This is a genomic window from Solitalea koreensis (assembly GCF_900182575.1).
In the GTDB taxonomy this organism is placed as follows: domain Bacteria; phylum Bacteroidota; class Bacteroidia; order Sphingobacteriales; family Sphingobacteriaceae; genus Solitalea; species Solitalea koreensis.
In genome coordinates, this window is sequence record NZ_FXSZ01000016.1 from 1 (window position 1) to 23,594 (window position 23,594).

General features: G+C 37.1%; 21 protein-coding genes, 1 tRNA gene and 1 pseudogene. 12 read left to right on the forward strand and 11 right to left on the reverse strand.

Going from position 1 to position 23,594, the window contains the following annotated elements:
* A pseudogene (locus FN756_RS14075) lies at positions 1–144 on the forward strand (integrase catalytic domain-containing protein); the annotation flags it as partial.
* A gap of 84 nt (positions 145–228) precedes the next feature.
* Here the strand turns inward: FN756_RS14075 and FN756_RS14080 are convergent.
* From FN756_RS14080 to FN756_RS14105, 6 genes are all read right to left on the reverse strand, one after another.
* Positions 229–313 (reverse strand) — tRNA-Ser (locus FN756_RS14080).
* A gap of 61 nt (positions 314–374) precedes the next feature.
* Positions 375–1,370 (reverse strand): YihY/virulence factor BrkB family protein, encoded by a 996-nt coding sequence (locus tag FN756_RS14085; RefSeq protein ID WP_142604757.1) that lies wholly within the window; start codon positions 1,368–1,370, stop codon positions 375–377.
* 55 nt (positions 1,371–1,425) lie between these two features.
* Positions 1,426–1,836 (reverse strand): acyl-CoA thioesterase, encoded by a 411-nt coding sequence (locus FN756_RS14090; RefSeq protein WP_142604758.1) that lies wholly within the window; start codon positions 1,834–1,836, stop codon positions 1,426–1,428.
* A 108-nt stretch (positions 1,837–1,944) separates the two neighbouring features.
* A complete protein-coding gene (gene mltG, locus FN756_RS14095) occupies positions 1,945–2,970 on the reverse strand; it encodes an endolytic transglycosylase MltG (RefSeq protein ID WP_246085478.1) in 1,026 nt (341 codons plus the stop codon).
* Between the two features lie 81 nt (positions 2,971–3,051).
* Complete coding sequence (locus tag FN756_RS14100; protein ID WP_142604759.1) at positions 3,052–3,357, reverse strand: rhodanese-like domain-containing protein; 306 nt, start codon at positions 3,355–3,357, stop codon at positions 3,052–3,054.
* 2 nt (positions 3,358–3,359) lie between these two features.
* Complete coding sequence (locus tag FN756_RS14105) at positions 3,360–4,133, reverse strand: PASTA domain-containing protein (protein WP_142604760.1); 774 nt, start codon at positions 4,131–4,133, stop codon at positions 3,360–3,362.
* 229 nt (positions 4,134–4,362) lie between these two features.
* Between FN756_RS14105 and FN756_RS14110 the strand changes: the two genes are divergently transcribed.
* The 3 genes from FN756_RS14110 (at position 4,363) to FN756_RS14120 (ending at position 7,493) form a co-directional block, all read left to right on the forward strand.
* Positions 4,363–5,346: a D-alanine--D-alanine ligase gene (locus tag FN756_RS14110; RefSeq protein WP_142604761.1), complete on the forward strand. Its 984-nt coding sequence runs from the start codon at positions 4,363–4,365 to the stop codon at positions 5,344–5,346.
* A 303-nt stretch (positions 5,347–5,649) separates the two neighbouring features.
* A complete protein-coding gene (locus tag FN756_RS14115; protein WP_142604762.1) occupies positions 5,650–6,180 on the forward strand; it encodes a hypothetical protein in 531 nt (176 codons plus the stop codon).
* A 125-nt stretch (positions 6,181–6,305) separates the two neighbouring features.
* Positions 6,306–7,493, forward strand: coding sequence for a class I SAM-dependent methyltransferase (locus FN756_RS14120; RefSeq protein ID WP_142604763.1), 1,188 nt, complete (start codon positions 6,306–6,308; stop codon positions 7,491–7,493).
* A 1-nt stretch (position 7,494) separates the two neighbouring features.
* Here the strand turns inward: FN756_RS14120 and FN756_RS14125 are convergent, their stop codons facing one another.
* Together FN756_RS14125 and FN756_RS14130 are read right to left on the reverse strand one after the other, a co-directional pair.
* Entirely contained in the window at positions 7,495–7,917 is a 423-nt protein-coding gene (locus FN756_RS14125; RefSeq protein WP_142604764.1) for an acyl-CoA thioesterase, read from the reverse strand.
* Positions 7,918–8,118: 201 nt separating this feature from the next.
* Positions 8,119–8,685, reverse strand: coding sequence for a hypothetical protein (locus FN756_RS14130; protein ID WP_142604765.1), 567 nt, complete (start codon positions 8,683–8,685; stop codon positions 8,119–8,121).
* A 185-nt stretch (positions 8,686–8,870) separates the two neighbouring features.
* On the opposite strand from FN756_RS14130, the gene rpsO reads away from it, so the two are divergent.
* The 5 genes from rpsO to FN756_RS14155 all read left to right on the forward strand — a co-directional run bounded on the left by rpsO (position 8,871) and on the right by FN756_RS14155 (position 14,784).
* Positions 8,871–9,140: a 30S ribosomal protein S15 gene (gene rpsO, locus FN756_RS14135; RefSeq protein WP_142604766.1), complete on the forward strand. Its 270-nt coding sequence runs from the start codon at positions 8,871–8,873 to the stop codon at positions 9,138–9,140.
* 257 nt (positions 9,141–9,397) lie between these two features.
* On the forward strand, positions 9,398–11,569 hold the full coding sequence (gene pnp, locus FN756_RS14140; protein ID WP_142604767.1) for a polyribonucleotide nucleotidyltransferase: 2,172 nt from the start codon (positions 9,398–9,400) through the stop codon (positions 11,567–11,569).
* Positions 11,570–11,718: 149 nt separating this feature from the next.
* Positions 11,719–12,390, forward strand: coding sequence for a ribulose-phosphate 3-epimerase (rpe, locus tag FN756_RS14145; RefSeq protein ID WP_142604768.1), 672 nt, complete (start codon positions 11,719–11,721; stop codon positions 12,388–12,390).
* 288 nt (positions 12,391–12,678) lie between these two features.
* Entirely contained in the window at positions 12,679–13,770 is a 1,092-nt protein-coding gene (gene serC, locus FN756_RS14150) for a 3-phosphoserine/phosphohydroxythreonine transaminase (protein ID WP_142604769.1), read from the forward strand.
* Positions 13,771–13,830: 60 nt separating this feature from the next.
* Positions 13,831–14,784 (forward strand): D-2-hydroxyacid dehydrogenase, encoded by a 954-nt coding sequence (locus FN756_RS14155; RefSeq protein WP_185955302.1) that lies wholly within the window; start codon positions 13,831–13,833, stop codon positions 14,782–14,784.
* A gap of 177 nt (positions 14,785–14,961) precedes the next feature.
* Here the strand turns inward: FN756_RS14155 and FN756_RS14160 are convergent, their stop codons facing one another.
* Both FN756_RS14160 and FN756_RS14165 read right to left on the reverse strand, forming a co-directional pair.
* Complete coding sequence (locus tag FN756_RS14160) at positions 14,962–15,813, reverse strand: hypothetical protein (RefSeq protein ID WP_142604770.1); 852 nt, start codon at positions 15,811–15,813, stop codon at positions 14,962–14,964.
* Positions 15,814–15,994: 181 nt separating this feature from the next.
* Positions 15,995–16,843, reverse strand: a complete 849-nt coding sequence (locus tag FN756_RS14165) for a hypothetical protein (protein ID WP_142604771.1) — start codon at positions 16,841–16,843, stop codon at positions 15,995–15,997.
* Between the two features lie 379 nt (positions 16,844–17,222).
* Between FN756_RS14165 and FN756_RS14170 the strand changes: the two genes are divergently transcribed.
* From FN756_RS14170 to FN756_RS14180, 3 genes are all read left to right on the forward strand, one after another.
* Positions 17,223–18,368: a cystathionine gamma-synthase gene (locus tag FN756_RS14170; RefSeq protein WP_142604772.1), complete on the forward strand. Its 1,146-nt coding sequence runs from the start codon at positions 17,223–17,225 to the stop codon at positions 18,366–18,368.
* Between the two features lie 72 nt (positions 18,369–18,440).
* Entirely contained in the window at positions 18,441–18,740 is a 300-nt protein-coding gene (locus FN756_RS14175) for a YbaB/EbfC family nucleoid-associated protein (protein ID WP_142604773.1), read from the forward strand.
* A 290-nt stretch (positions 18,741–19,030) separates the two neighbouring features.
* A complete protein-coding gene (locus tag FN756_RS14180) occupies positions 19,031–20,242 on the forward strand; it encodes a DEAD/DEAH box helicase (RefSeq protein WP_142604774.1) in 1,212 nt (403 codons plus the stop codon).
* A gap of 206 nt (positions 20,243–20,448) precedes the next feature.
* Here FN756_RS14180 and FN756_RS14185 read toward each other — a convergent pair whose 3' ends face one another.
* Positions 20,449–23,532 (reverse strand): AAA family ATPase, encoded by a 3,084-nt coding sequence (locus FN756_RS14185; protein WP_142604775.1) that lies wholly within the window; start codon positions 23,530–23,532, stop codon positions 20,449–20,451.
* Positions 23,533–23,594: the final 62 nt, after the last annotated feature.

Consider the following 23,594-nt stretch of genomic DNA (forward strand, 5'->3'; position numbering starts at 1 on the left):
AACCGGCAGGTACTGGCTATTGAGACAGATACTTCACTTCCTGCGGCACGATTAATCAGGGTGTTGGATCAATTGAAGGAATCTCGTGGTTTGCCCAAAAGCATTAGAATGGACAACGGGCCTGAGTTTATTTCTAAGAAATTGAAAAGGAATGATTCGAGATAGGTGTAAACAAAAAAAACGCTGTAAATATAAGATTTACAGCGTTTTCTATTTATTTATTCGTTGCGGAAAGTGAGGGATTCGAACCCCCGGACCTGTTACAGTCAACGGTTTTCAAGACCGCCGCATTCGACCACTCTGCCAACTTTCCGTCACAAAAGTACAAATTCGGACCGTTTCACCAAATAATATTTTAAAAAACTCTGTAATTATCAGATTTTCAGACGATTTTTTTGCATTTGAAGATTTCTATTCTTCCTCCATTCGGGTAAATGACCCACTTCGGAGATGATTAAACTGCGTTTTGAAAGTTCAATACTTGCATTTAATTCGTATCCAATGAGAATAATCATTGAATTAAGGTATAACCAGATCATTATCACGATGAGCGTGCCAATCGAGCCATACAGTTTGTTATAGGCTGCAAAATTGTTAATATAGAAAGCAAATCCTATCGAAACAATAATTGCAAGCAGTGTGGCCAGTACCGAACCCGGAGATATAAAACGTTTTATCCGTGTTTTGGAAGGACCATAATAGTAGAGTAGGGAAGTTGCAAAGAGAAATACAAACGTAATAATGATCCAGCGTAATAGTTGTAACATTAAAAAAGAGAACCAGCCCACAATGAGTCTGTTTTCCTTTAAAAAACTAATGGTGAATTCGCCCGCAATTAAACAGGTAATACCGACTACCAGCGTGAGCGAGATAATCAATGTTAATACCAGTGCAATGAACCGTTTTCTTAGAAACGTTCTTCTTTCTGCAACCAATGACGCTTTGTTGAATGCACGCATCAACGAATTAACTCCATTGGTCGAAAAGAATAATGCTGCTAAAAAACCAAATGATAATAAGCCACTATTCTGAATCTTTATAATATCAAATAAGGTTGATTCGGTTGCCTTATAAGCATTAGATGGGAGTATTTGCTGTAAAAGACTCAATAGCTGATCTTGGAAACCATTAATGGGTATATAGGGGATTAAAGTGAACAGAAAGATTATGGCAGGGAAAATAGCCAGAAGAAAACTATAGGCCACCGATGAGGATCTGGTAACCAAAGCTTCTTTTTTTAATTCATTAAAAAAGAAAATTCCAACCGTATATACGGGCAATCCGTCAAACCCCGGCAAAGCAGTTTTTTTCGTCCAGAGTATAAACCACCTGTACAAAGTATTTTGATTAAGCCATTCTTCGATCTTCATTTTGATATCAGGACGGATTTCATTAAAACTAAAATACCATTTAATTTAATGGGATTTAGTTGTTAAAGTAAGGCTTTAACTTTTCCAAAAATTCTGCTGGTGGATGACAAGGTTTATTTGTTTTCATATCTACAAAAACAAGTTTTGTATGTGCTACAGTAAGCAATTCACCTTGTTCATTAAATAACTCATAATCAAAATGAATACGGATGGCAGGTAAGTGCTTTAAGGTAGTTATGATGTTGATTTCATCATCATAACGAGCAGGCTTTATGTACTTTACATTGAGTTCAAGCACAGGCATCATTATTCCTTGTTCTTCAAAACTCTTATACGTTAAGCCAAGGTTTCGCAGCATCTCTACACGCGCAACTTCTAAAAACTCAGCGTAGTTGCCATAATACATATATCCCATCTGGTCGGTTTCGCCATAACGAACCCTTAATTTGGTTTCATGAACGTACATTTTAGTTATAAGTTGAAAGTTATAAGTCGTCTTATCGAAGTAAATAGGTATTAAATTATAAATGTTCTAAATCATATTCACTTATAACTTAATCCTAAAGACTTACTACTATCTGATTCCCTTTTCGTTAAGTGCTTTTTGAAATTTACGGGCATTCACCAGGTGCTGTTGCATCGTTTCCGCAAAAGCATGGTATCCTGAAAAATCGTCTTTCGCACAGAAATACAGGTAATTATGTTTTTGGCGATTTAATACGGCATCAATGGCAGTTACAGATGGCATAGAAATAGGTCCAGGTGGCAGGCCGGTATGCACATATGTATTGTAGGGAGAAGGGTTGGTAAGGTATTTTCCCCAAACGCGTTTAATACTAAAATCACCTGTGGCAAAAATTGCGGTAGGGTCAGCTTCCAGTTTCATGCCTTTGTTCAATCGGTTCAGGTACACTCCGGCAACTATAGGCATTTCGTCCACTTTTTTGGTTTCCCAGTAAACAATGGAAGCAAGAATGCCTACTTGGTTAGGAGTTAAGTTCAGTTCTTTTGCTTTTTTTCTCCGATCCTCTGTCCAAAATTTTATGTATTCATCATACATTCTGCTGAAAAACTTTTGCTGATTCGTGTTCCAGAATAACTGATAGGTATTCGGAATAAACATATTAAACACAGTTTCAGGAGTAAATCCGTATTTACCAACAAAGCTTGTGTCGTTTAGCAGCGCAAGGAATTTTACAGAATCAATCTCCAGTTTTCGACCAACATAGCCTGCAAACTGGCTTTTTAAACGAATGTTATTAAAGGTTAAGCGAACCGGATCCTGGTTCCCGGCTTTTAGCATATTTACCAATGTGCGGTTGCTCATTCCTGGAGTTATTTTATAACGACCTGCTTTAATATTGCTGTCATTATATTTCATGAAATCAGCAGCCCAACGGAAGGTGTTTACGTTTCTCAGTAATTCATTTTTGTTCAGGCTATCTATAATATTGTTGAACTTTCCTCCTGTAGGAATGTATAGATATCGGTTTTTACTTATTGAAGTATTGGCTTTCAGTAATTTTGTATAAAAGAAATAACCGGTAGCTGCTGCAGCAACGATTAAAACTAAAGCGATAACGCTAAATATTTTTTTCAATTTAGATCTTCTTGGTTGGTAAATAATTATGTTTTCAGAAAGTACTTTTGTTTTTATATAACTTTCATGCTCATAGCTGAGTTAATTCATGCTGGCTTTTCTAAGTGCCAATAAACCTCCTGAAAGGTTGCGGACATTCATAAAGCCTTTGTTTAATAAAATAACGGCAGCTGTTTTACTGCGTAGTCCGCGTTGGCAGATCACCACTATTTCATCTTGTTTATCTAAGTCACAATCTTCAATATAATTCTCTAATTTGCCAAGTGGAACATGTATGCCTCCTATATTGAAAGAATGAAATTCAATGTTATCACGAACATCAATCATGATTAACGAATCATTGTTTGATATACGCTGTTTCAATTCAATTGCACTGATACTTTCCATATCTAATTTTCTTGATGGAGAATAATGTCTATCATCGAACCTTGCGGGATCTTGGTACTATCACCAGGAATATACGCCGGATTTTGTTGATATACTTTTGCTTTTGATGAATCGGTGATTTCACCGGTATAGGATACTTTGCCCAAAAATAAAGAGTTCCCTCTTAATAAAAAGATAGCCTCTTCACGCGTCAATCCGGTGAGGTCAGGCGCACTAATTTCAGCAGCACCAAAACCATCGCCTAAAGTAAGATCGACAATGGCACCTTTTGGCAACCCAGTTCCTGCACTTAGGGGCTCTCCCTTGTAAGATGCGCCTAATACAACATCTTTAGCTATATCATTTTTATAAACCATGGCACCCACTTTTAAACCGAAACCATCAAGTATAGCACGAACCTCAGTAAGCGTTTTACCTTCTAAGTCTGGTATTTTCACTTGAGGAGGAGTTGTTGAAATAATCAATAAATATACAGTACGGCCTTCTTTTACTTGGGTATTTGCGTCTGGATCTTGTTGAACAATCGTTCCGGGTTTTTTACCTTCCTGATAAACGGTATCTACTTTAAAAGTAATGTTTCCTGAAACTACCAGGTTTTGAGCTTCATCAACGGTTAAGCCTGTAAAGTCAGGTAACGTAACACTTTCGCCATGGCGGGTAAAAAATCGTAACGAAAAAATGGCAATAATTAAAAGAAAAAATCCTATTCCCAGGGCTATAAGAAGGTTTTTTCTGAACTCAGGAGTTAATATAAAAGCAAATAGTCTTTGTAACATAGTTTGGTTTTACGAACGTATTTTTAAATGCCTTCAAACTTAAATAAAGAAATCATATAAATAAAACCCGATTCTATTATTCCCCGAGCATGATGGATTGAGGTTCTGGATTTGACGAAATCGCGAGTGTAAAATAGCGTGCAGTGAACAATAACCAATAAACTAACTATTACTTGATTATTTTTGGAATGAATAGATATATATTTGGTTCCAATAAGATTTTGATTCGATGATAAAAAATATTGCTTTGCTTGCCGGAGGATACTCTGGCGAGTCGGTGGTGTCTATGCAAAGTGCGGCACAAATTGAAAAGAGTATCCCTACAGAGAAATATAAAGTTTACAAAATTATTATTACCCGTGACAGTTGGGCATATACCGATTCACAAGGAAATAAACAGGAGATTGATAAAAATGATTTTTCCATTTCAGTTAATGGCTCTAAAGTAAAGTTCGATTGTGTGTTTATTGCCATTCATGGTGCTCCAGGTGAAGACGGCCTGCTCCAAAGCTATTTTGAATTGTTGCAAATACCTTATACAACTTGCGATAGTTATACCTCAGCATTAACATTTAATAAAAGCTATACGAATTGTGTAGTTGCTTCAGCCGGTGTTAATGTTGCTAAATCTGTTCAGTTATTTGAAGATCAGTCGTATACGGTTGATGAATTGCTTAAAACATTGAAATTGCCGGTTTTTGTAAAGCCGAATAATGGCGGATCAAGTATTGGCACCTCTAAAGTAAAAGAAGTAACTGAGCTAGAAGCAGCCATCCAGAAAGCTTTTAAAGAAGACAAGCAAGTGTTGGTGGAAGAGTTTATTAAAGGCCGGGAGTTTTCATGCGGTGTCATTAAACGCGGGGATGAAATAAGTGTTTTGCCGGTTACCGAAATTATAAGTTCTAAAGAATTTTTCGACTTTGAAGCTAAATATACTCCGGGAATGACTCGGGAAGTAACACCTGCAGATATTGACGCTGAAACATTAAAGATTGTTCATCAAAATTTAAAGCGTTCCTATATGCGTTTAAACTGCAGGGGGGTGGTTCGTATCGATTTCTTCCTGGAAGAGGGTACCAATAAGTTCTTTTTTCTTGAAGTTAACACCGTTCCGGGACAAACCGAAACCAGCTTGATTCCACAACAAGTAGCAGCTATGGGTTGGGATATTAAAGAGTTTTATAGTTCAGTTATTGAGGAAGCCTGCAAATAGTTTAACCGCAAAAATCGCTTCAATTTTCCTTTTTAGCGGGCTATCAAATTAGTTACATTTTTTGATAGCCCGCTATTTTTATTCCTGTTTATACAACTTTCCTTTAGTCACCTAAATCTGACTCGTTTTTATTAACCTGAATTAATCAATAACTATTTACAACCACAAAGTCAGGTAGTAAAAATGTTGTTATCTTACCCCTCCTCTATGTAATTGCCAAATTACATCAAATCCTTTAGCATCAGTTTATTACTTGATAATTTAGATCAGTAAAACTTATTGTTCCACTTTAATCATTAGATCATGAAAATTCAATTTATTTCCCTGTTATGGATAGGCCTTCTTTCTATCCCAACCGTAAATAGTTCGTATGCGCAGGTGGTATTACCTGAAGTAACAGTTGCCAGTTCCAGCAACAGTACCATAGTAAACGAAAAAATTACAAAATCATTTGAAAGTACATTTGGTAAAGAGAAAGAAAATATTGCGGATGCAAAATGGTATGAGATCAATAAAAGATACCTGGTAAAGTTTATTATGAATGATCTCAACAACCAAGCTTTATATTCTAAAAATGGAAAACTCATATACCATATTGTTTATGGTTATGAAGATAACCTTCCAGCCAATGTAAAATCAATGGTGAATCCTCAATATTCACAATATGACATTACTGCAGCCATAAATGTAAAGCAAAATAATAGAGATATATGGATGGTCAACTTTGAAGATAGTAAAAAGTATGTACTGGTTCAGGTAGAAAACAATGAGATGCAAGAAACACAAAAGTTTTATAAATCTGAACCTGTGCTTACTTCTGAAAACAAAAATTAAAGAAGGCATTTGTTGTAATTTTGGGGATCAAGTACTGTAGTGCTTGATCCCCTTTTATTGCTAAGCTATTTCAGTTACAATAAATTCTCTTTTTTCGGCTAACTTTGCATTTTAGAAATTTAGAAATGGATAATAACATAGTTATAGCCGATTTTTTTGAGCATTTGCGTAAAAGTTTGGCAAGTGAAACGTTTTCGAAGTTAACCTTCGCCAAGACCATTGGGAATGCTCAACTGTTAAATATCTATGTTAAGCCGGTTCAGCTTAAACAAGGACAAAAGTTATCGCTAACCTACCATTATCAAACTCAAGATAAAGTAGAAAACTTAGATCTTGAAGATGCTATACTTACATTAAATAGCTATATCAACAACCCTTTTTTATCTGCAATTCTTTTTACCACCGAAGCTGATATCGCTTTAAAACTAAATAAGAAACGAATTGCTTCTATTGTTGAAAGTAAACCCACTTTCAAAGCTTCAGCTGTTCAAATGCATGATCAACCTAAAAAACGAATAATTGAGGCAAAAGAAAGCTCCTATTTAGCATTGTTGGGTATTGTTGATGAACAAGGTAAAGTGATAAAATCAATGTCGGATAAGTTTCGACAAATCAATAAGTACATTGAAATTATTGAAAGTCTGGTTAAAAGCACCACACTTCCCACTGATGGAATACAGGTTTTAGACATGGGTTCGGGCAAAGGCTATTTAACTTTTGCGCTGTACGATTATTTGGTAAACAAATTGGGCCTTAAGGCAACTGTTACAGGTATTGAGTTAAGAGAAGAGTTGGTTACCTTGTGTAATAACATCGCACAAAAGTGTGGATTTAAAGATTTACACTTTGTTTCTGAACGCATTGAAAATGTTAAAACAGAACAAATTGATTTATTAATTGCTTTGCATGCTTGTGATACTGCCACCGATGATGCCTTGTTCAAAGGTATAACAGCAGGAGCTCGAATCATTGTTTGTGCTCCTTGTTGCCATAAGCAAGTTCGCAAACAAATGCATTGCTCTACTGAATTAAGTTCAGTTTTAAAACATGGAATTTTTGAAGAGCGTCAGGCTGAAATGTTAACCGATGGCATACGTTCATTGTTGCTTGAAACGCAGGGGTACAAATCAAAAGTGTTTGAATTTATTTCCAACGAACATACACGTAAAAATGTGATGATTGTTGGAACAAAAACAAAAGATAAAAACAATAACACTTCAGTTAAAGAGCAAATCAGTCAGTTGAAAAATGCTTACGGTATTAAGGAGCAGCAATTGGAAACTTTACTGTTAAACCAGGGTTTATACAGCTAGTTTAAATGGTGTACTGTTCTATAATCCAAGTTGGTATTATTTCTGAACGCCCGGTTCTTGTATTTACCATGGTGTAATTAAACCAGCCGTTGCAGCTAAGCTTCATGTTTGCTTTGCGCATGATCTCAAAACCTACTTTTACCTCTTTTTTTCCGATTTCAAGAATCCAGGTTTTTACAATAAAACGATCGCCTAAAATCAGCGGTCGTTTATATTCTACGAAAGCAGTATTGATTACCCACCCGTAATGATGCTTAAGAAACTCCTCCATTGACATTCCATAGCAACGTTCCATTTGATCATAACGAGCTGCCAGTACGTAATCAAAATAACGACTATTGTGCACGTGTTGATTCATATCGATATCATCCGGTCGCACTTGTAATTCGCTTTCAAATACGGAAAACGTTTTAATTTCTGTCATGGCTTTAAATTTACTGCAAAAGTAATATTCTGTTTTTGACGAACGATAAAAGAGCAAGAATTAAGATAAGGCAGTCATGTACATCAAATACAAAAGCCGCTCATGATGTTTGTGAGCGGCTTTGACCAGATAAACCGGAAATTGAAACGATTTTTATTTTGAGTAAACCTGAACATGGAGTCTTGATGCTTGAACTCCCTTTTAATGTTTGCCATGGCCGTGACCATTACCATTACCATGGCCATTACCATTGCTGCGCTCATGCTTGTTGTTGTAATATTCACGATTATCGCTTTTATAATACCGAACTTCAGAAACCTCATTTTTCCATTTTCCATTTTTCCAATGCCCGGGTGGAATGTTTTTGTAATGATCTTCATGAACGTGATATTCTCTTACCGTTAGTTGCCTAGGTCCTCGGTAACCTCTGGGATATTTAACTCTATGAACTGTATAATATCTGTAAGGGTCTGATCCCCGGTAATTAAGTACTACTTTATAGCCATGATATAAATCAAAGTGAGCATATATACTAGGAAGTGAGGAAACATATACCCATCTGCCTCCCGAACAGTAGATGAATTTCGCCGTGTGTACATCGTAATAAGTATCAATATCAGGCATATAGTAATAGCGTTCTTCCTCGTATCCATAGGGAGCCCAGGAAGGAGGAGTGCCTATGTTAACGTTTACAGATACCTGAGCTTCAGTTTGTTTTAATCCGATTGAGAATAAAATGAGTGTTAATAGTATGAATTTTTTTACCATATTAGTTTGATTTAATTGCAGTGTAAATATGCAATATAATTGCCACGTATTGTGAGACGAAGAAATGGATGAAAAATTTGATGTCGATTATCCAACTGGTGAACTTATTAAAATTTTTATATAACCGTTTTAAAACTTATCTTTGCGCTTCAAATAATTGTTTAACACTTTAGTATCATTCAAGAATGTATTTAAGTAAAGAAGTAAAGAAGGAAATCTTCGCAAAGTATGGTAAGAGTGAAGCTGACACTGGTTCGGCTGAAGGTCAAATTGCATTATACACTGTTCGTATCAAGCATTTAACAGAACACTTGAAAAAAAATCGTAAAGATTTCGGAACTCAGTTGGCTGTTCAAAAATTGGTAGGTAAGCGTCGTGCTCAATTGAACTACTTAATGAACAAAGATATCGCACGTTACCGTGTAATTATTAAGCAATTAGAATTAAGAAAGTAATTCTAAGTGTTTATAATGAAAAAAAGCCGTCAGCTAACGACGGCTTTTTTTTTTAGGTTTTTCTTTGAATTGGTTCAGGAAAAAAAGCTTAGTCAAGGCCGTACTTCCTAAAATACAAGGCCCGTGTATAATAATCCTTAAATAAATCCTTCATACTATTCATTTTATCCTTTTTTCTGAGGTTTATTATACAATTAAAAAGATAAGTATCAAGTTTTTGCTTATTTTTAGCCGCAAATTATTAGATGTAAAAGAATATGTCGCAAATTGGAATTACAAAGACGTTTGACATTGGTGATGGAAGAATGGTTTCCATCGAAACAGGGAAGCTGGCCAAGCAAGCTGACGGAAGCGTAGTAGTGAAAATGGGTGATACCATGCTGCTAGCTACCGTAGTTTCTGCAAAAGAAGCTAAACCCGGCGTTGATTTTCTGCCGTTGTCGGTTGACTACCAGGAAAAATACGCTGCCGCAGGTCGTATACCTGGCGGTTTCTTAAGAAGAGAAGCAAGATTATCTGATTACGAAGTACTCATCAGCCGTTTGGTTGACCGTGCACTTCGCCCTTTATTCCCGGATGATTATCACGCAGACACCCAGGTAATGATCACTTTGATCTCTGCTGATAAAAACATTATGCCTGATGCGCTGGCTGGTTTAGCTGCATCGGCTGCACTTACCGTGAGCGATATCCCTTTCAATGGTCCTATTTCTGAAGTGCGTATCGCCCGTATTGATGGCAAATTTGTGATCAATCCATCTGTTTCGGATTTAGAAAGAGCCGATATTGAAATGATGCTTGCTGGTTCAGCTAAAGACATTTTAATGATGGAAGGTGAAATGAAAGAATGCTCTGAATCAGAAATGATTGAAGCAATTCGCATTGGTCACGAAGCTATTAAAATTCAAATCAAAGCTCAATTGGAGCTTGCTGAAATGGTGGGTGTTAAAGCTAAACGCGAATACAACCATGAGGATAAAGATTTAGATTTAAAAGCACGCATAGAACAAGAACTTTATGCCGGGGTTTATGAAATCGCTAAAGCAGGTTCAACAAAATCTGAGCGTGGTGATCGTTTCAAAGCACTTCGCGATGAGTTTATCGAGAAACTAACCGCAGAAAAAGGCGAGGAGCTCGATGCTGTTACATTAGGCCTTTGCAAAAAATACTACCACGATGTAGAAAAAGATGCAATGCGTAATATGATCCTGAACGAAGGAATTCGTTTGGATGGTCGTAATACTAAACAAGTTCGTCCTATTTGGTCAGAAGTTGGTTATTTGCCTTCTGCACACGGTTCTGCCGTTTTTACGCGTGGTGAAACTCAATCATTAACTACCGTTACTTTAGGTGCTAAAGATGATGAGCAGTTAATTGATGGTGCGATGTTCTATGGTTACAACAAATTCTTGTTGCACTATAACTTCCCTGCTTTTTCTACCGGTGAGGTTCGTCCTAATCGAGGTCCTGGTCGTCGTGAAGTTGGTCATGGTAACTTGGCTATGCGTTCATTGAAACAAGTATTGCCAGACGAAACTGAAAATCCATACGTAATTCGTATTGTTTCTGATATCCTTGAATCAAATGGTTCGTCATCAATGGCAACTGTTTGTGCAGGTGCGTTAGCATTGATGGATGCAGGTGTGAAAATCAAATCACCTGTTTCAGGTATTGCAATGGGATTGATTTTAGATCCAGCAACTGGAAAATACGCAGTTCTTTCTGATATTTTAGGTGATGAAGATCATTTAGGTGATATGGACTTTAAAGTAACCGGAACCTCACAAGGTGTTACGGGTTGCCAAATGGACATTAAAGTAGATGGTTTATCATACGAAGTGTTAACTGAAGCTTTAGAGCAAGCTCGTCAAGGACGTTTACATATTCTTGGTGAGATGAATAAAACGATTACTGCTGCACGTGAAGACTACAAGCCACATGCTCCTCGTATTGTTGAAATGCTGATTCCTCGTGAGTTCATCGGTGCTATCATTGGGCCTGGTGGTAAAGTGATTCAGGAAATGCAACGTGAAACCGGTGCTACAATCAGCATTGAAGAAGTAGGTGAGTATGGTAAAGTGCAAATCTTTGCAACTGATAAAGAAGCTGTGGATAAGGTAGTTACTAAAATTAAAGGCATTACAACAGTTCCTGAAATCGGAGAAGTGTACGAAGGTACCGTTAAAAATATCCAGCCTTTCGGAGCATTCGTTGAGTTCCTTCCTGGAAAAGATGGTTTATTGCATATTTCAGAAATTGACTGGAAACGCTTTGAAACTATGGAAGGTGTACTTGAAGTAGGTGAGAAGATTAAAGTTAAATTACTGGATGTAGATAAGAAAACAGGTAAGTTTAAACTTTCTCGTAAAGTATTACTGCCTCGTCCTGAAAAGACCGAGAGCAATGCTCCTCAGTCAGATAGCAAATAGTAATTAATCAATATTTTTGAAAAAAACCGTTATGAAAATAACGGTTTTTTTTTGTCTCTGAAACTTATCACTCAAAACTTATTACTTATAACTTCTCATTGTGTACTTTTGCACTTTATTAATTATTTAAAATTTCTAATATTCAATAGATGAAACACTTAATTGCTCCTTCAATCCTTTCAGCTGATTTTGCCAATCTTGCTGATGATGTGGAAATGATTAATGAAAGTTCTGCCGATTGGTTCCATGTGGATGTGATGGATGGCAACTTTGTACCCAATATCTCCTTTGGTTTTCCGGTTATTGCAGCGGTAAACCATTATGCTAAAAAACCTTTGGATGTACACTTAATGATTGTTGATCCTGATCGTTATTTGGAAGATTTCAAAAAAGTAGGGGCAAAGGTGCTCACCGTTCATTATGAAGCCTGCACACATTTGCATCGTACCGTTAGCAAGATCAAAGAATTGGGAATGAAGGCAGGGGTTGCCATTAATCCTCATACACCGGTAAGTGTTTTAGAAGATATCATTACTGATGTTGATTTGGTGCTGATTATGTCGGTAAATCCGGGCTTTGGTGGTCAAAAATTTATTGAGAATACTTACAATAAAATTAAAGCATTACGCGAGTTGTGCAATAAACATAATGCTGAAGTATTAATTGAAGTTGATGGCGGCGTAAATAAGCACAATGCATTAGCCTTATTGAAGGCAGGTGCTGATGTATTAGTTGCAGGGAATGCTGTGTTTTCAGCCGAAGATCCAAAACATGAAATTGCAGAATTGAAAAAACTAAATATTGAAGTTTTTCAAGCCTAAAACTTAACGTTAGATAATGACAAAATCCACTTTTGGGTAATACCAAAAGTGGATTTTTTTTTTAATATGTCTCTCTGGAACTATAAATTGCTTTCCGTATTAACAAATAGTAAGTAGAGCTGTTATTTAAATTTGATGTTAAGAGAACTCAAAATTTGCATCAAGATAAATTTTAAACTTATTTTAATTTTATGCTTAATAAACAATAAATTTGTTAACAATGAGTGTTTTTTGTTGAAAATTTAAAAACTATCATTTAAATAGATTTTAAACCTATATATCATTTTTATGAAACATAATTTTGGAGCCGGCCCAGGTATTTTACCGCAACAAGTATTACAAGAAGCCGCACAGGCTGTAATAAATTTTAACAACAGTGGTTTATCGATCTTGGAAATTTCCCATCGAAGCCCTGATTTTGAAGCAGTGATGGATGAAGCACGTGCTTTGGTTAAAGAGTTGCTAAATCTTGGTGACAACTATTCCGTTATGTTTTTGCATGGAGGCGCAAGTAGTCAATTTGCAATGCTTCCTTACAATCTCTTAGGTGAAAATGAAACTGCGGCTTATCTTGATTCGGGTACTTGGGCTAATAAAGCTATTAAAGAAGCGAAGTTCTTCGGAAAAGTGAATGTTGTCGCTTCCTCTAAGGAATCAAACTATACGTTTATTCCTAAGGATTATGAAATTCCTAAAGATGCCAGGTATTTTCATGTTACATCTAATAATACCATTTATGGAACGCAAATCCATCAATTCCCGGAATCTCCTGTTCCTTTGGTAAGTGATATGTCGTCTGATATTTTCAGCCGTGAATTTGATGCAAATAAATTCGGATTGATCTATGCAGGTGCTCAAAAAAACATGGGGCCGGCAGGTGTAGCCTTAGTCATTGTTCGAAATGATTTAGTGGGAACTGTCGAACGCGCTATTCCTTCCATGTTCAACTATAAGTTGCATATTGAAAATGGCTCTATGTACAATACGCCTCCGGTATTTGCAGTGTATGTTTCTATGTTGACCTTGCGTTGGGTAAAAGCACAAGGTGGAATCAAGGCCATGGAAAAGATCAATAATGAAAAGGCTGCTAAGTTATACGCCGAAATTGATCGTAATACATTGTTTAAAGGAACTTGTGCTGTTGAAGATCGCTCACGCATGAATGTTTGCTTCGTGATGAATTCCCCTGAACAAGAAAAGGAATTCCTGAATTTTGCTAAAGAACGAGATTGCGTTGGATTAAAGGGGCATAGAAGTGTAGGTGGTTTCCGCGCATCTATTTATAATGCCTTACCGCTTTCAAGTGTTGAACATCTGGTTAAAGCCATGCAAGATTTTGAAAAAATTGGAAGTTCAAAGCCAGAATTAAGTATGAAATAGAATTTAATCTCATTCCATTCCTACTTTATTTATATTAACGCAAAAACGATTACCTAAACTATGATTAAAATATTAGCCAATGACGGCATTGACCCGATAGGGAAAGAATTGCTTGAAAAAGCAGGTTTTAGTGTTGATACACAAAATATTCCGCAAGAACAATTAGCATCACGATTAAATGAATACGATGCTATAACCGTTCGCTCAGCGACTAAAGTTCGTAAGGAATTAATTGATGCTTGCCCTAACTTAAAACTAATTGGACGTGGTGGAGTAGGTATGGATAATATTGATGTTGACTATGCCCTCAGTAAAGGATTAGCAGTGGTGAATACACCGGCAGCTTCTTCACTTTCTGTTGCAGAGTTAGTCTTCGCACACCTGTTTACAGGTTGCCGCTTTTTGCAGGATGCTAACCGTAAAATGCCTGTTGAAGGGGATACAAAATTCAATGACCTTAAGAAAGCGTATGCAAAAGGTATTGAATTGAGAGGTAAAACTATCGGTATTCTTGGTTTCGGTCGCATTGGGCGTGAAGTGGCTAAAACCGCATTAGGATTAGGTATGGAAGTGTTAGCCTATGATCTTTATTCATTTAACCCTGAGGTAGAATTATCTTTTCCCGGTGCTTCTAAAGTGAAAGTTACTGTTAAAACGGCCACAAAAGAAGAACTGTTAAAAAACAGTGATTTTATTAGCGTTCATACACCTGCAGTAGAAAAACCTGAAATCGGTGCAGCAGAATTTGAGCTGATGAAAAAAGGAGCAGCATTGGTAAATGCTTCTCGTGGCGGAGTGGTTGATGAGCAGGCATTGCTTGCAGCTCTTGAAAATGGAAAATTAGGCTTTGCAGGATTGGACGTTTTTGAGAATGAGCCAAAACCTGCTGAAGCATTGTTGAAGCATCCAAGAATTTCATTGACTCCTCACATTGGAGCTTCAACCAATGAAGCGCAGGAACGAATTGGAGTTGAATTATCGAATTTGATCATCGATATCTTCAAGAATAAATAATCTCCTTCTAATAAAAAGAGGTTGTCTGAAAAATAGTTGTAGCCTTAGTTTTTAATCCAGGGCTACAACTATTTCAATTTTTGTTTAATAGGTTGCGTGTGCAACTTTTGAATCAGCGCAATTATCAGCCTGTGACCAAAAAAAACCTTTTTAGACGACCTTTTAGTTTAAGGCCATCTATTTACCTCTGCGAATCTTTATTGCTTTTGAATGGCCATTAATGATTAACAAAGCATCATTATCACATTCGCCATTTCCATAATCGATGGTTGCAACTCTATTGTTAGCTTTAATTTCAACTGCTCCCTTACTAATCCAACGGCAGCTAACATTTTTTACCAAATCTTTGGTTGTAGTTGCGTCGTATTCAATGCCTCTTTTAGTGGTACCCTTTATCCAGCCTTGAACTGAATAACTGTCATCAAATGGATCGAATGGGGTCATATGGGTATTCCAGGTAACGGTTCTTTCGCTACTCCAGGTTGCAGTTCCTTTATCGGTAATTTTAACTCTGTTAGCTTTTACAGAGTAGCTGTAAGTACCTTCAGGTATGTTTACCCCATTATTAGTGAATGTTTTAGTTCCGTCTAATTGTACACTATCAACAAAGAAATTTTCAAAAGTAAGTGTTACTGTAGCGCCAATTTCTGTCCAAGGTTTGCTAAAGACAGCTGAAATTTTGCCTTTATGGGTTACATCCTTATCATTTGTACAGCCTGCTCCAAAGTCGATGGTGACCGTTTTAGGCCAGGTGTTTCCCTCTGTACCGGTTACTACTGCACAGCTTGATGGTTTTAATACTGTTTCTGTAGCAACGGTTGAAGTTGATTCTCCATTTAAAACGGGATAATTGTTCGTTACGATTTTTACCTGGTCAAACATATCTAATGTTACATCATCAGAAGTTTGGATTTCAGTGGCTACTGTTTCATCAAATGAAGGAGCAGCGTTGTTATCTTTTTTGCATGATGAGATAGTAAATGCGATTAAGCTCATCATTACTAATACATTGGTCGAGATAAGTTTCATAGTTGGTGGTTTTGGGTGATATGACTAATTGTTTGTTGCAGCGTTTAACGAGGTAAAAAAAACTAGCAATTAATTTATAATCAATACTATACAAGAAATGCGCGTTGGATGAAACGCGCATTTCTTGTAACTTTTAAACTTAGAGCTTAATGAAGTTAAATCACAGGCTCATTAAACTTTTTTAGTGTTTAATTTTTATTTCAACTGTTTTATCTCCTATGGTAACGGTAGCAGTTCTGTCACATACACCGGTTCCAAAATCAATCATTGCAGTTTTATCACCGGCTTTCACTTCAATTGTACCTTTTGAAACGCATGGGCAATTAAAATACTTAATTAAAGGCTCTTTAATAGTAGCAGTGTATGCATGACCTTTCTTATTTACGCCATTAGCACTTCCTGTAATTTTAAAATAGCTTTCTTTCCAGTTAGCGGTATTACGAACCAATTCATAAATACGGGTTGAACTCCAAGTCGCTTCAACGGTGTCTTTTACCATTATTTTTTCAACTTTTACCTCGAATTTGAAGTTGCCACCTTGTTGGGTAACATTGGTTACTTTTTTTGTACCATTGATCACGATGTCATTTACACTGTAATTATCAAATGTAATGGTAACAGTAGCACCCGGGGTATAGAAAGGGGCGTTGTAAACAGCAGTGATTTTTCCTTTACGGGTAATATTCTCTTTAGTGCATCCGGCTCCAAAATCTAAAGTCACAGTTTTTGGAAAACCATTGTTGGTGTTAGCTCTAGTTACCGACCATACATAGCATTCCTGTCCCGGTGTAACGGTTTCTGTTGCGACTGAGCTTGCAGAAGCCATGGATAAACCACTTTCTAAATTAGTTTGGGCGGCTACATTTAGCTCATTAAAACCATCAGTGGTTACATCTTCAGCAGTAGCATTTTCAGCTGCAATGCTTACAGTTTCAGTAGAAGAGGGTTTGAACTCATCTTTCTTACAAGCAGCAAAGGTTAATGCAATTAATCCGGCGGCAATAAAAGTTTTACTTGAGATTAGTTTCATGGTGATTTTAGTTAATTGAGAGTTAATTGATAGTTAATTTGTTGGTTATGACATTATGATTTGTAAATAGTTTAACGAATGTGAAATAAAATCGTTACAATAATGATAATTTTTCTGCTTTTGTTAAAGTTTTGTAACTGTAAATCAATTAGTTAGTGTAAATGGTCTTTTGGTTCGCTTAAGATCTTTTTCTAATATATTTGTATAGAGTCTGAAAAATTAGATGTTGGGTATAATTAATAGTTTTTCTTTCTTTTGCATTCAGTTAATAATGTAGTCATCCTGAGTGGAGTCGAAGGCACGCTGCAAAACACTTCGACTCCACTCAGCGTGACAATTCAATCATTAAATCGCACAACAGTTTAGTATAAATCGTAATATGAAATTCGGAACTAAAGCAATTCACGCAGGCGTTTTTCCTGATCCTTCTACGGGTGCAATTATGACACCCATCTTCCAAACGTCTACGTTTGTACAGGAAGCACCTGGAAAGCACAAGGGCTACGAGTATGCGCGTACCCAAAATCCAACACGTTCGCAATTACAAGCCAATATTGCTGCCCTTGAAAATGCCAAGCATGGGTTTTGTTTTAGCAGTGGAATGGGGGCTATTGATACCTTAATCAAATTATTTAGTCCGGGAGATGAGATTATTTGTACGAATGATTTGTACGGTGGCACCTACCGGATATTCACAAAGGTTTTTCAGAATTATGGTCTTAAGTTCCATTTCATCGGAATGGAAGATGTAGCCAATATAGAGAACTACGTCACTGCACATACCAAATTAATCTGGATTGAAACGCCAACCAATCCGACCTTAAAAATTATTGATATTGCCGGGGTGGCAGCCATTGCGAAAAAACACAACATTTTGTTAGGGGTTGATAATACGTTCGCTTCTCCGTACCTGCAAACGCCAATGGATTTAGGAGCTGACATTGTGATGCATTCCTTAACTAAATACATGGCCGGCCATTCGGATGTGGTGATGGGAGCATTGGTGGTGAACGATGATAAACTGGCTGAGCGAATTGCATTTTTTCAAAATGCCTGTGGTGCAACACCCGGTCCTCAGGATTCCTTTTTAGTGCTGCGTGGTATTAAAACCTTGCACTTGCGCATGCAGCGTCACTGTGAAAACGGTGCTGTAATTGCCCATTTCCTAAGAAATCATCCTAAAGTGGATAAAGTATACTGGCCTGGTTTCGCTGATCATCCTAATCACGCCATTGCAAAACAACAAATGAGAGATTTTGGAGGTATGATGTCTTTTTCATTAAAGGGTGATCATATGGAAGATGCTATGAAGGTATTAAGCGGAACCCACTTGTTTTCATTGGCCGAATCGCTGGGTGGTGTTGAATCGTTGATTGGTCATCCGGCATCAATGACGCATGCTTCTATTCCGCGCGAAGAACGCTTGAAAAGCGGAGTGACGGATACCTTAATCCGATTAAGCGTTGGGGTGGAAGATGTAGAAGATTTGATTGCCGATTTAGAAAAAGCCTTAAATTTGATTTGAGATAGGGGATTTAGATGGGAGAAAACTTATCTCATGTCTCATTCACATATCTCGATGCTCAATACTTAAATTATGTTCGATAAATTATTTGAAGCTAAGCAAAAAGCTGAAGAAATTAAAAAACGCCTGGAAACAATTTCTGTTACCGGCGAAGTGGAAAATGGCGCTGTTGTAGTTACCTGTAATGGTAATCGTAAAGTGCTGGATGTTAAAATTAATTCAAGTGTATTTAACGTTCGCGACCGGGAAGAAGTGGAAGAATTAATCACGGTGGCCATCAACCGGGCACTTGAGCAAGCTGATAAAATCATGGCCGCCGAAATGCAGGCCATTATGCCGAATATTCCGGGTTTAGGTGCTTTAGGTTTTTAAAAATTACGTCCTGCGCTTCTGGTGATTATTTCATGCAGAGGCGCAGCGTTCGCAGAAATTTTTCTTTGCTCGTTCATCTTTTTACTTTTCCCAAGAGAGTTCACCATTCATAATTCAACATTCCCACTTTCATCTTTTTACTTTTCGCTTTTCCCACGCAGAGGCGCAGTTCAACATCCATCATTCATAATTCACCAATTTCCATTTTCTACTTTCCGCTTTAATCGTTAATCTTTTTTTATCTTTACGAAAACTGGTCGTGCCAGCTCAAACAATAACTTTATCATATTTTGAATTTTAAAGAATTAGGTCTTGATTCACGCCTGTTGGAAGGTATCGAGGCAATAGGTTACCAAAATGCTACTCCGGTACAAGAACAAGTAATCCCTTCTATTTTAGCCGGAAAAGATATCATTGCGTCGGCGCAAACGGGTACAGGAAAAACCGCTGCTTATTTACTCCCCATTGTTCATAAAATTATTGCAGCTCATGAAGATGAGCACATTCATGCTTTGGTGATTGTTCCTACGCGTGAACTGGCTATTCAAATTGCTCAAAACCTCGACGGACTCTCTTATTTTACCTCCATAAGTTCCATAGCAGTTTATGGAGGAGGTGATGGTGAATCATTCACCCGTGAAAAAAAAGCCCTATCCAAAGGTGCAGATATTGTTATTTGTACTCCAGGTAGAATGCTGAGTCATTTGAATTTGGGCTATGTGCAAATTAAAAGCTTAAAATATTTGATTCTTGATGAGGCAGACCGTATGCTCGACATGGGCTTTTATGACGACATCATGAAGATCAAATCCTATCTACCTGAAAAAAGACAAAACCTACTGTTTTCGGCCACTATGCCTATGAAAATCAGGGAGCTGGCCAGGAAGATTTTGCATCATCCGGAAGAAATCAATATTTCCATTTCAAAACCTGCAGAAAAGATTAAACAAGAAGCGTTTGTAGTATATGAAACCCAAAAACTGGAGCTGGTAAAACACCTGCTTCAACATCATAATTTTAGAAGTGTTATCATTTTCTGTTCGCGCAAAAATCATGTAAAACAACTCACTTTATCCTTGAAGAAAGCAAAATTTTCCATTGAAGAAATGCATTCGGATTTGGAACAGGAAAAGAGGGAGGAGGTAATTTCTAGTTTTAAAAATAGAAAACTTAACATTCTGGTAGCCACTGATATATTAGCCAGAGGAATTGATATTGAAGATATTGATTTGGTGATCAATTACGATGTTCCTAACGATGGCGAAGATTACATTCATCGCATTGGTCGTACCGCTCGTGCCGAATCAGATGGTATTGCATACACCCTGATTGAAGAACGGGAACAAAATAAGTTTTTAACGATCGAGGAGTTATTGGGCCACCCCGTTCCCAAAGGAATCGTACCCGAACAGTTAGGAGTCACACCTGCCTATAGCCCTAAGAAATTTAAGCCGGTAAAAAGAAGAAAACCGAATAATTTTAAGAAAAAGAAGAGTAGTTGATTATTCACTTGCTTGCTTACCTACTCTTGTCATCCTGAGGCACGAAGGATCTCTGCGTTTTGTTACTCCTTGTCATCCTGAGGCACGAAGGATCTCTGCGTTTTGTTACTCCTTGTCATCCTGAGGCACGAAGGATCCTTGACGGACACGAATTCGCTCAAATTGATTTAATACCTCCGATGATTGGGAGTCGCATATGTTAAGTTTCAATTCTCCCAGCTTTTGGTAATCCGGCTGCCTTTTTCAGGATCGTTGATAATCTTAAGATAAACTTCAATTTCCTGTTGCATTTCCTCCACATGTGATATAACTCCAACCATTCGGTTTTCTTTTCGTAAGGATTTAAGCGTATCAAAAACTACCTGTAATGATTCTTTATCTAAAGAACCAAAGCCTTCATCCAGGAAAAAGAAGTTTTCGCTAGAGTGAGTGAGTTGCTGAATATTATCGGCTAATGCTAAAGCAAGAGATAATGCGGCCTGAAAGGTTTGCCCACCGGAAAGTGTTTTTACATGTCGCAGTTGCCCATTATTTAAGAAGTCCCGAATCGCAAATGAATTATCTTCCCGAATTTCCAAACTCAGCTGCTGACGGGTAAGCTTATGGAAACGATCATTGGCAGCTTCACAAAGATTCTGCAAGTAAACCCCTGAAATATATTGCACAAAACCACTTGACCGGAATAACTTAGATAAAGTGTCTAAATTTTCTTTACGCTTGCTTAGCTTTTCATTTTCGATAGTCAGTCGTGTTAGCTCTAGCAGATTTTGTTTTAACTGATCGCACTGCTCTGCTTTTGCCCCAATTGATCGGTTCAGCTCTTCTAATTGCAGATTGATGCCATTTATCCTGTTAATTATTTCCTGATGATCGCTTTCATTGTATTCTTTATCACCGGCTTGTTGTTTCAATTTTGTCAGCACTTCTTCCGAAGCATTCAATTGCAGATTGTATTCGTTTATTGCCTTTCGTTCAAAGGCCACATCCAGTCTGTTGTTAAGCGTTTCAATAATAGTAAGTTCAGAAAGCTGAACTTCATTTTCCAGTAGTTGTTTAATCTGTTGGTTTAAATTCTGAAGTAAGTGTTGCTGTTGATGTAGTTGTTCCTGATCGGCCGAAAGATTGCCTTTTGTTTGATTTAATTGCTGTGCAATTTCATCGATATTTAATTTCAGTTGTACCATCTCCTGTTCAGCTGAAGCAATTTTCTCTTTTATTAAAGCAGACTCATTTCTTAGTTGAGGCGGATTGTCATTTATAAAATCATTTACACGTAATAACTCCAGTTGAGTACTCAGCGCGGCAATAGCTCCCTCTAATTCGTTGTTTTTAGCTTTTACTTCCTGAAGTCGCTCTTTCCATTTTTCAAGCGTTTTTAATTGTTCCTGTTCATCGTTTTCCGCTTTGTTGATTTGTTCATCCAGCCCATCGATTTGCTGTTTTAACTCATTCCATTGCTGTATTTCTTGCTGAACTTTTGAAGGATCATTTTTGTCGTAATTATTCCACTTAAATAAAGCATGATGATCAGCAACTACTTGATTGTGTTTTTCGAGTTCAGTTGAAAGATGATCCAGATCAGTACTTATAAATTGAATCGTGGTATTAAGTTGATTGAACTCCGTATGTAGATAATTCAGTGATTTTAGCTTTAAAGCGATTGCAGCAAGCTGCTCTTGTACATGCTGAAGTTTTTCAGCATTGTTACCGGTTTCAAACTGGTGAAGGTGTTCTAATGATCCACAAAGCGGACAAGCTTCTCCATGCTGTAATGACATGGCAAAATCTCCCAGTTTATGGAAGGCCAGCAGATGCGTATGTTCTTCGTTTAAGATTTGTTGATTGTTTTCTAAAAGGGAAATAGAACTTTCCAATTGCTTTTTAACTGAATTTCCGTTCTGATTTAATTGTAAATCCGTACAGTTTTCAACAGCTAGCTTTTCAGCAAATGAACTTTCTAATGAAGCAATTTGTTGCTTTCTTAAGCTGATTTTTCCATTGATTTCAGTACCATTTTTTTGAAACTGAAGGTTTGCATTAAACCAATCATTCAATTGCAATAATGCTGTATGGTCAGGTTGCTTTTTCTTATACTCTTGTCGCTTTTGTTTTAAATTGTTTATCGTCGATCGAAGCAGTTCGCACTCGTGCTCCTTTTTTTCGACAAGCACCGAACCGTCGTTATTTGATTTTTTTACTTTTTCGAGGTCGGCTATTTTAGTGAGAACATCAGCAACCGTTAATAATTCATTCGCTTTTTTAAATTGAATTTCTCTGTCAGCAAGGAGTTGTTTAATTCGATTTTCATCAATGTACTTCTTTTCTAATTCTTGCTCAAACTGATGAATCCTAACCTTGCTTTCATTTAACTTGTTTTCTTGCTTATTAATAAAAGTAAGCAGCTCTGTCTTACGTTCGAAAAGCGGTTTATAAGTAGTAAAGCAATATTCATAGATTTCAAGCTTTTCCTTTTTCTGTTTGAAATGCGCTGCCTGCTCTTGTAGTCGGTTAAGTTGAGCAGTTTGCTCTTTAATAGCCGTTGTTAGTTTTTTTAATTGCAGAAAAGCATTTTCCTGTTCTGCTAAACCTTTAAGGTTAGTTTCATAGCGTTTGCTTTGCGATTGCATTTCAGCCAATTCAGCTTCGATCACTTGAATAGTTTCTGGCGAAATAGTTCCAAGCATATCAATGCGAGCCTGCAGGTCGGTCAGTTTGGTTTTGGCTTCGCTAAGTAAAGCGGCAACCTTGTCACTAAATTCGAACTTATCTAAATAAAATAGTTCCTTCAGCATTCGGGTACGTTCAGTTGACGATAGCTGTAAAAACTCCTGAAACTTACCTTGTGGGATTATAATGGTGCGTTTAAAATTTTCATAGCTTAATCCTATGATTTTTTCAGCATCTACCGATTCCAGCGGCTGCCATTCGTTTTTAGTGAACTGATAAGCTTTACGTTCTATAGAGGTGACATCGTCAAATCGTTTGCGTCGTTTTGAGGTAGCAACAAATCGATATAAGTTTTCTTCTGATCCTGTTTTAAACTCAAAATCAATCAACAATTCATTTGAACGCAGGTTGAGCATATTGTAACTACGCTCATCGCCTCGTTCATTTAAGCGATCGGTTATACCATACAATGCGAAGGTGATGGCTTCAAGAATCGATGACTTACCACTGCCTACCGAGCCAAAAAATCCAAAAATATGCGCTTCAGTTAATTTGCTGAAATCGATACATTGTTCATCCTGGTAGGAGTAGAGGCCTTTTATTTTGAGTGATACTGGGATCATTTTAGTTGCTGGTTTTTAGTCGGCAGTCCATAGTTCATGTTTTTTTATTCGACAATCCATGG

What these genes read in the sequence shown, in the direction of transcription:
- FN756_RS14105 (WP_142604760.1), bottom strand. Translation starts at nt 4,133, where the DNA reads ATGTTACAAAGACTATTTGCTTTTATATTAACTCCTGAGTTCAGAAAA.
- FN756_RS14155 (WP_185955302.1), top strand. Translation starts at nt 13,831, where the DNA reads ATGATTAAAATATTAGCCAATGACGGCATTGACCCGATAGGGAAAGAA.
- FN756_RS14130 (WP_142604765.1), bottom strand. Translation starts at nt 8,685, where the DNA reads ATGGTAAAAAAATTCATACTATTAACACTCATTTTATTCTCAATCGGA.
- FN756_RS14110 (WP_142604761.1), top strand. Translation starts at nt 4,363, where the DNA reads ATGATAAAAAATATTGCTTTGCTTGCCGGAGGATACTCTGGCGAGTCG.
- FN756_RS14120 (WP_142604763.1), top strand. Translation starts at nt 6,306, where the DNA reads ATGGATAATAACATAGTTATAGCCGATTTTTTTGAGCATTTGCGTAAA.
- FN756_RS14090 (WP_142604758.1), bottom strand. Translation starts at nt 1,836, where the DNA reads ATGTACGTTCATGAAACCAAATTAAGGGTTCGTTATGGCGAAACCGAC.
- pnp (WP_142604767.1), top strand. Translation starts at nt 9,398, where the DNA reads ATGTCGCAAATTGGAATTACAAAGACGTTTGACATTGGTGATGGAAGA.
- rpe (WP_142604768.1), top strand. Translation starts at nt 11,719, where the DNA reads ATGAAACACTTAATTGCTCCTTCAATCCTTTCAGCTGATTTTGCCAAT.
- serC (WP_142604769.1), top strand. Translation starts at nt 12,679, where the DNA reads ATGAAACATAATTTTGGAGCCGGCCCAGGTATTTTACCGCAACAAGTA.
- FN756_RS14175 (WP_142604773.1), top strand. Translation starts at nt 18,441, where the DNA reads ATGTTCGATAAATTATTTGAAGCTAAGCAAAAAGCTGAAGAAATTAAA.
- FN756_RS14170 (WP_142604772.1), top strand. Translation starts at nt 17,223, where the DNA reads ATGAAATTCGGAACTAAAGCAATTCACGCAGGCGTTTTTCCTGATCCT.
- FN756_RS14160 (WP_142604770.1), bottom strand. Translation starts at nt 15,813, where the DNA reads ATGAAACTTATCTCGACCAATGTATTAGTAATGATGAGCTTAATCGCA.
- FN756_RS14165 (WP_142604771.1), bottom strand. Translation starts at nt 16,843, where the DNA reads ATGAAACTAATCTCAAGTAAAACTTTTATTGCCGCCGGATTAATTGCA.
- FN756_RS14085 (WP_142604757.1), bottom strand. Translation starts at nt 1,370, where the DNA reads ATGAAGATCGAAGAATGGCTTAATCAAAATACTTTGTACAGGTGGTTT.
- FN756_RS14115 (WP_142604762.1), top strand. Translation starts at nt 5,650, where the DNA reads ATGAAAATTCAATTTATTTCCCTGTTATGGATAGGCCTTCTTTCTATC.
- FN756_RS14100 (WP_142604759.1), bottom strand. Translation starts at nt 3,357, where the DNA reads ATGGAAAGTATCAGTGCAATTGAATTGAAACAGCGTATATCAAACAAT.
- rpsO (WP_142604766.1), top strand. Translation starts at nt 8,871, where the DNA reads ATGTATTTAAGTAAAGAAGTAAAGAAGGAAATCTTCGCAAAGTATGGT.
- FN756_RS14125 (WP_142604764.1), bottom strand. Translation starts at nt 7,917, where the DNA reads ATGACAGAAATTAAAACGTTTTCCGTATTTGAAAGCGAATTACAAGTG.
- FN756_RS14185 (WP_142604775.1), bottom strand. Translation starts at nt 23,532, where the DNA reads ATGATCCCAGTATCACTCAAAATAAAAGGCCTCTACTCCTACCAGGAT.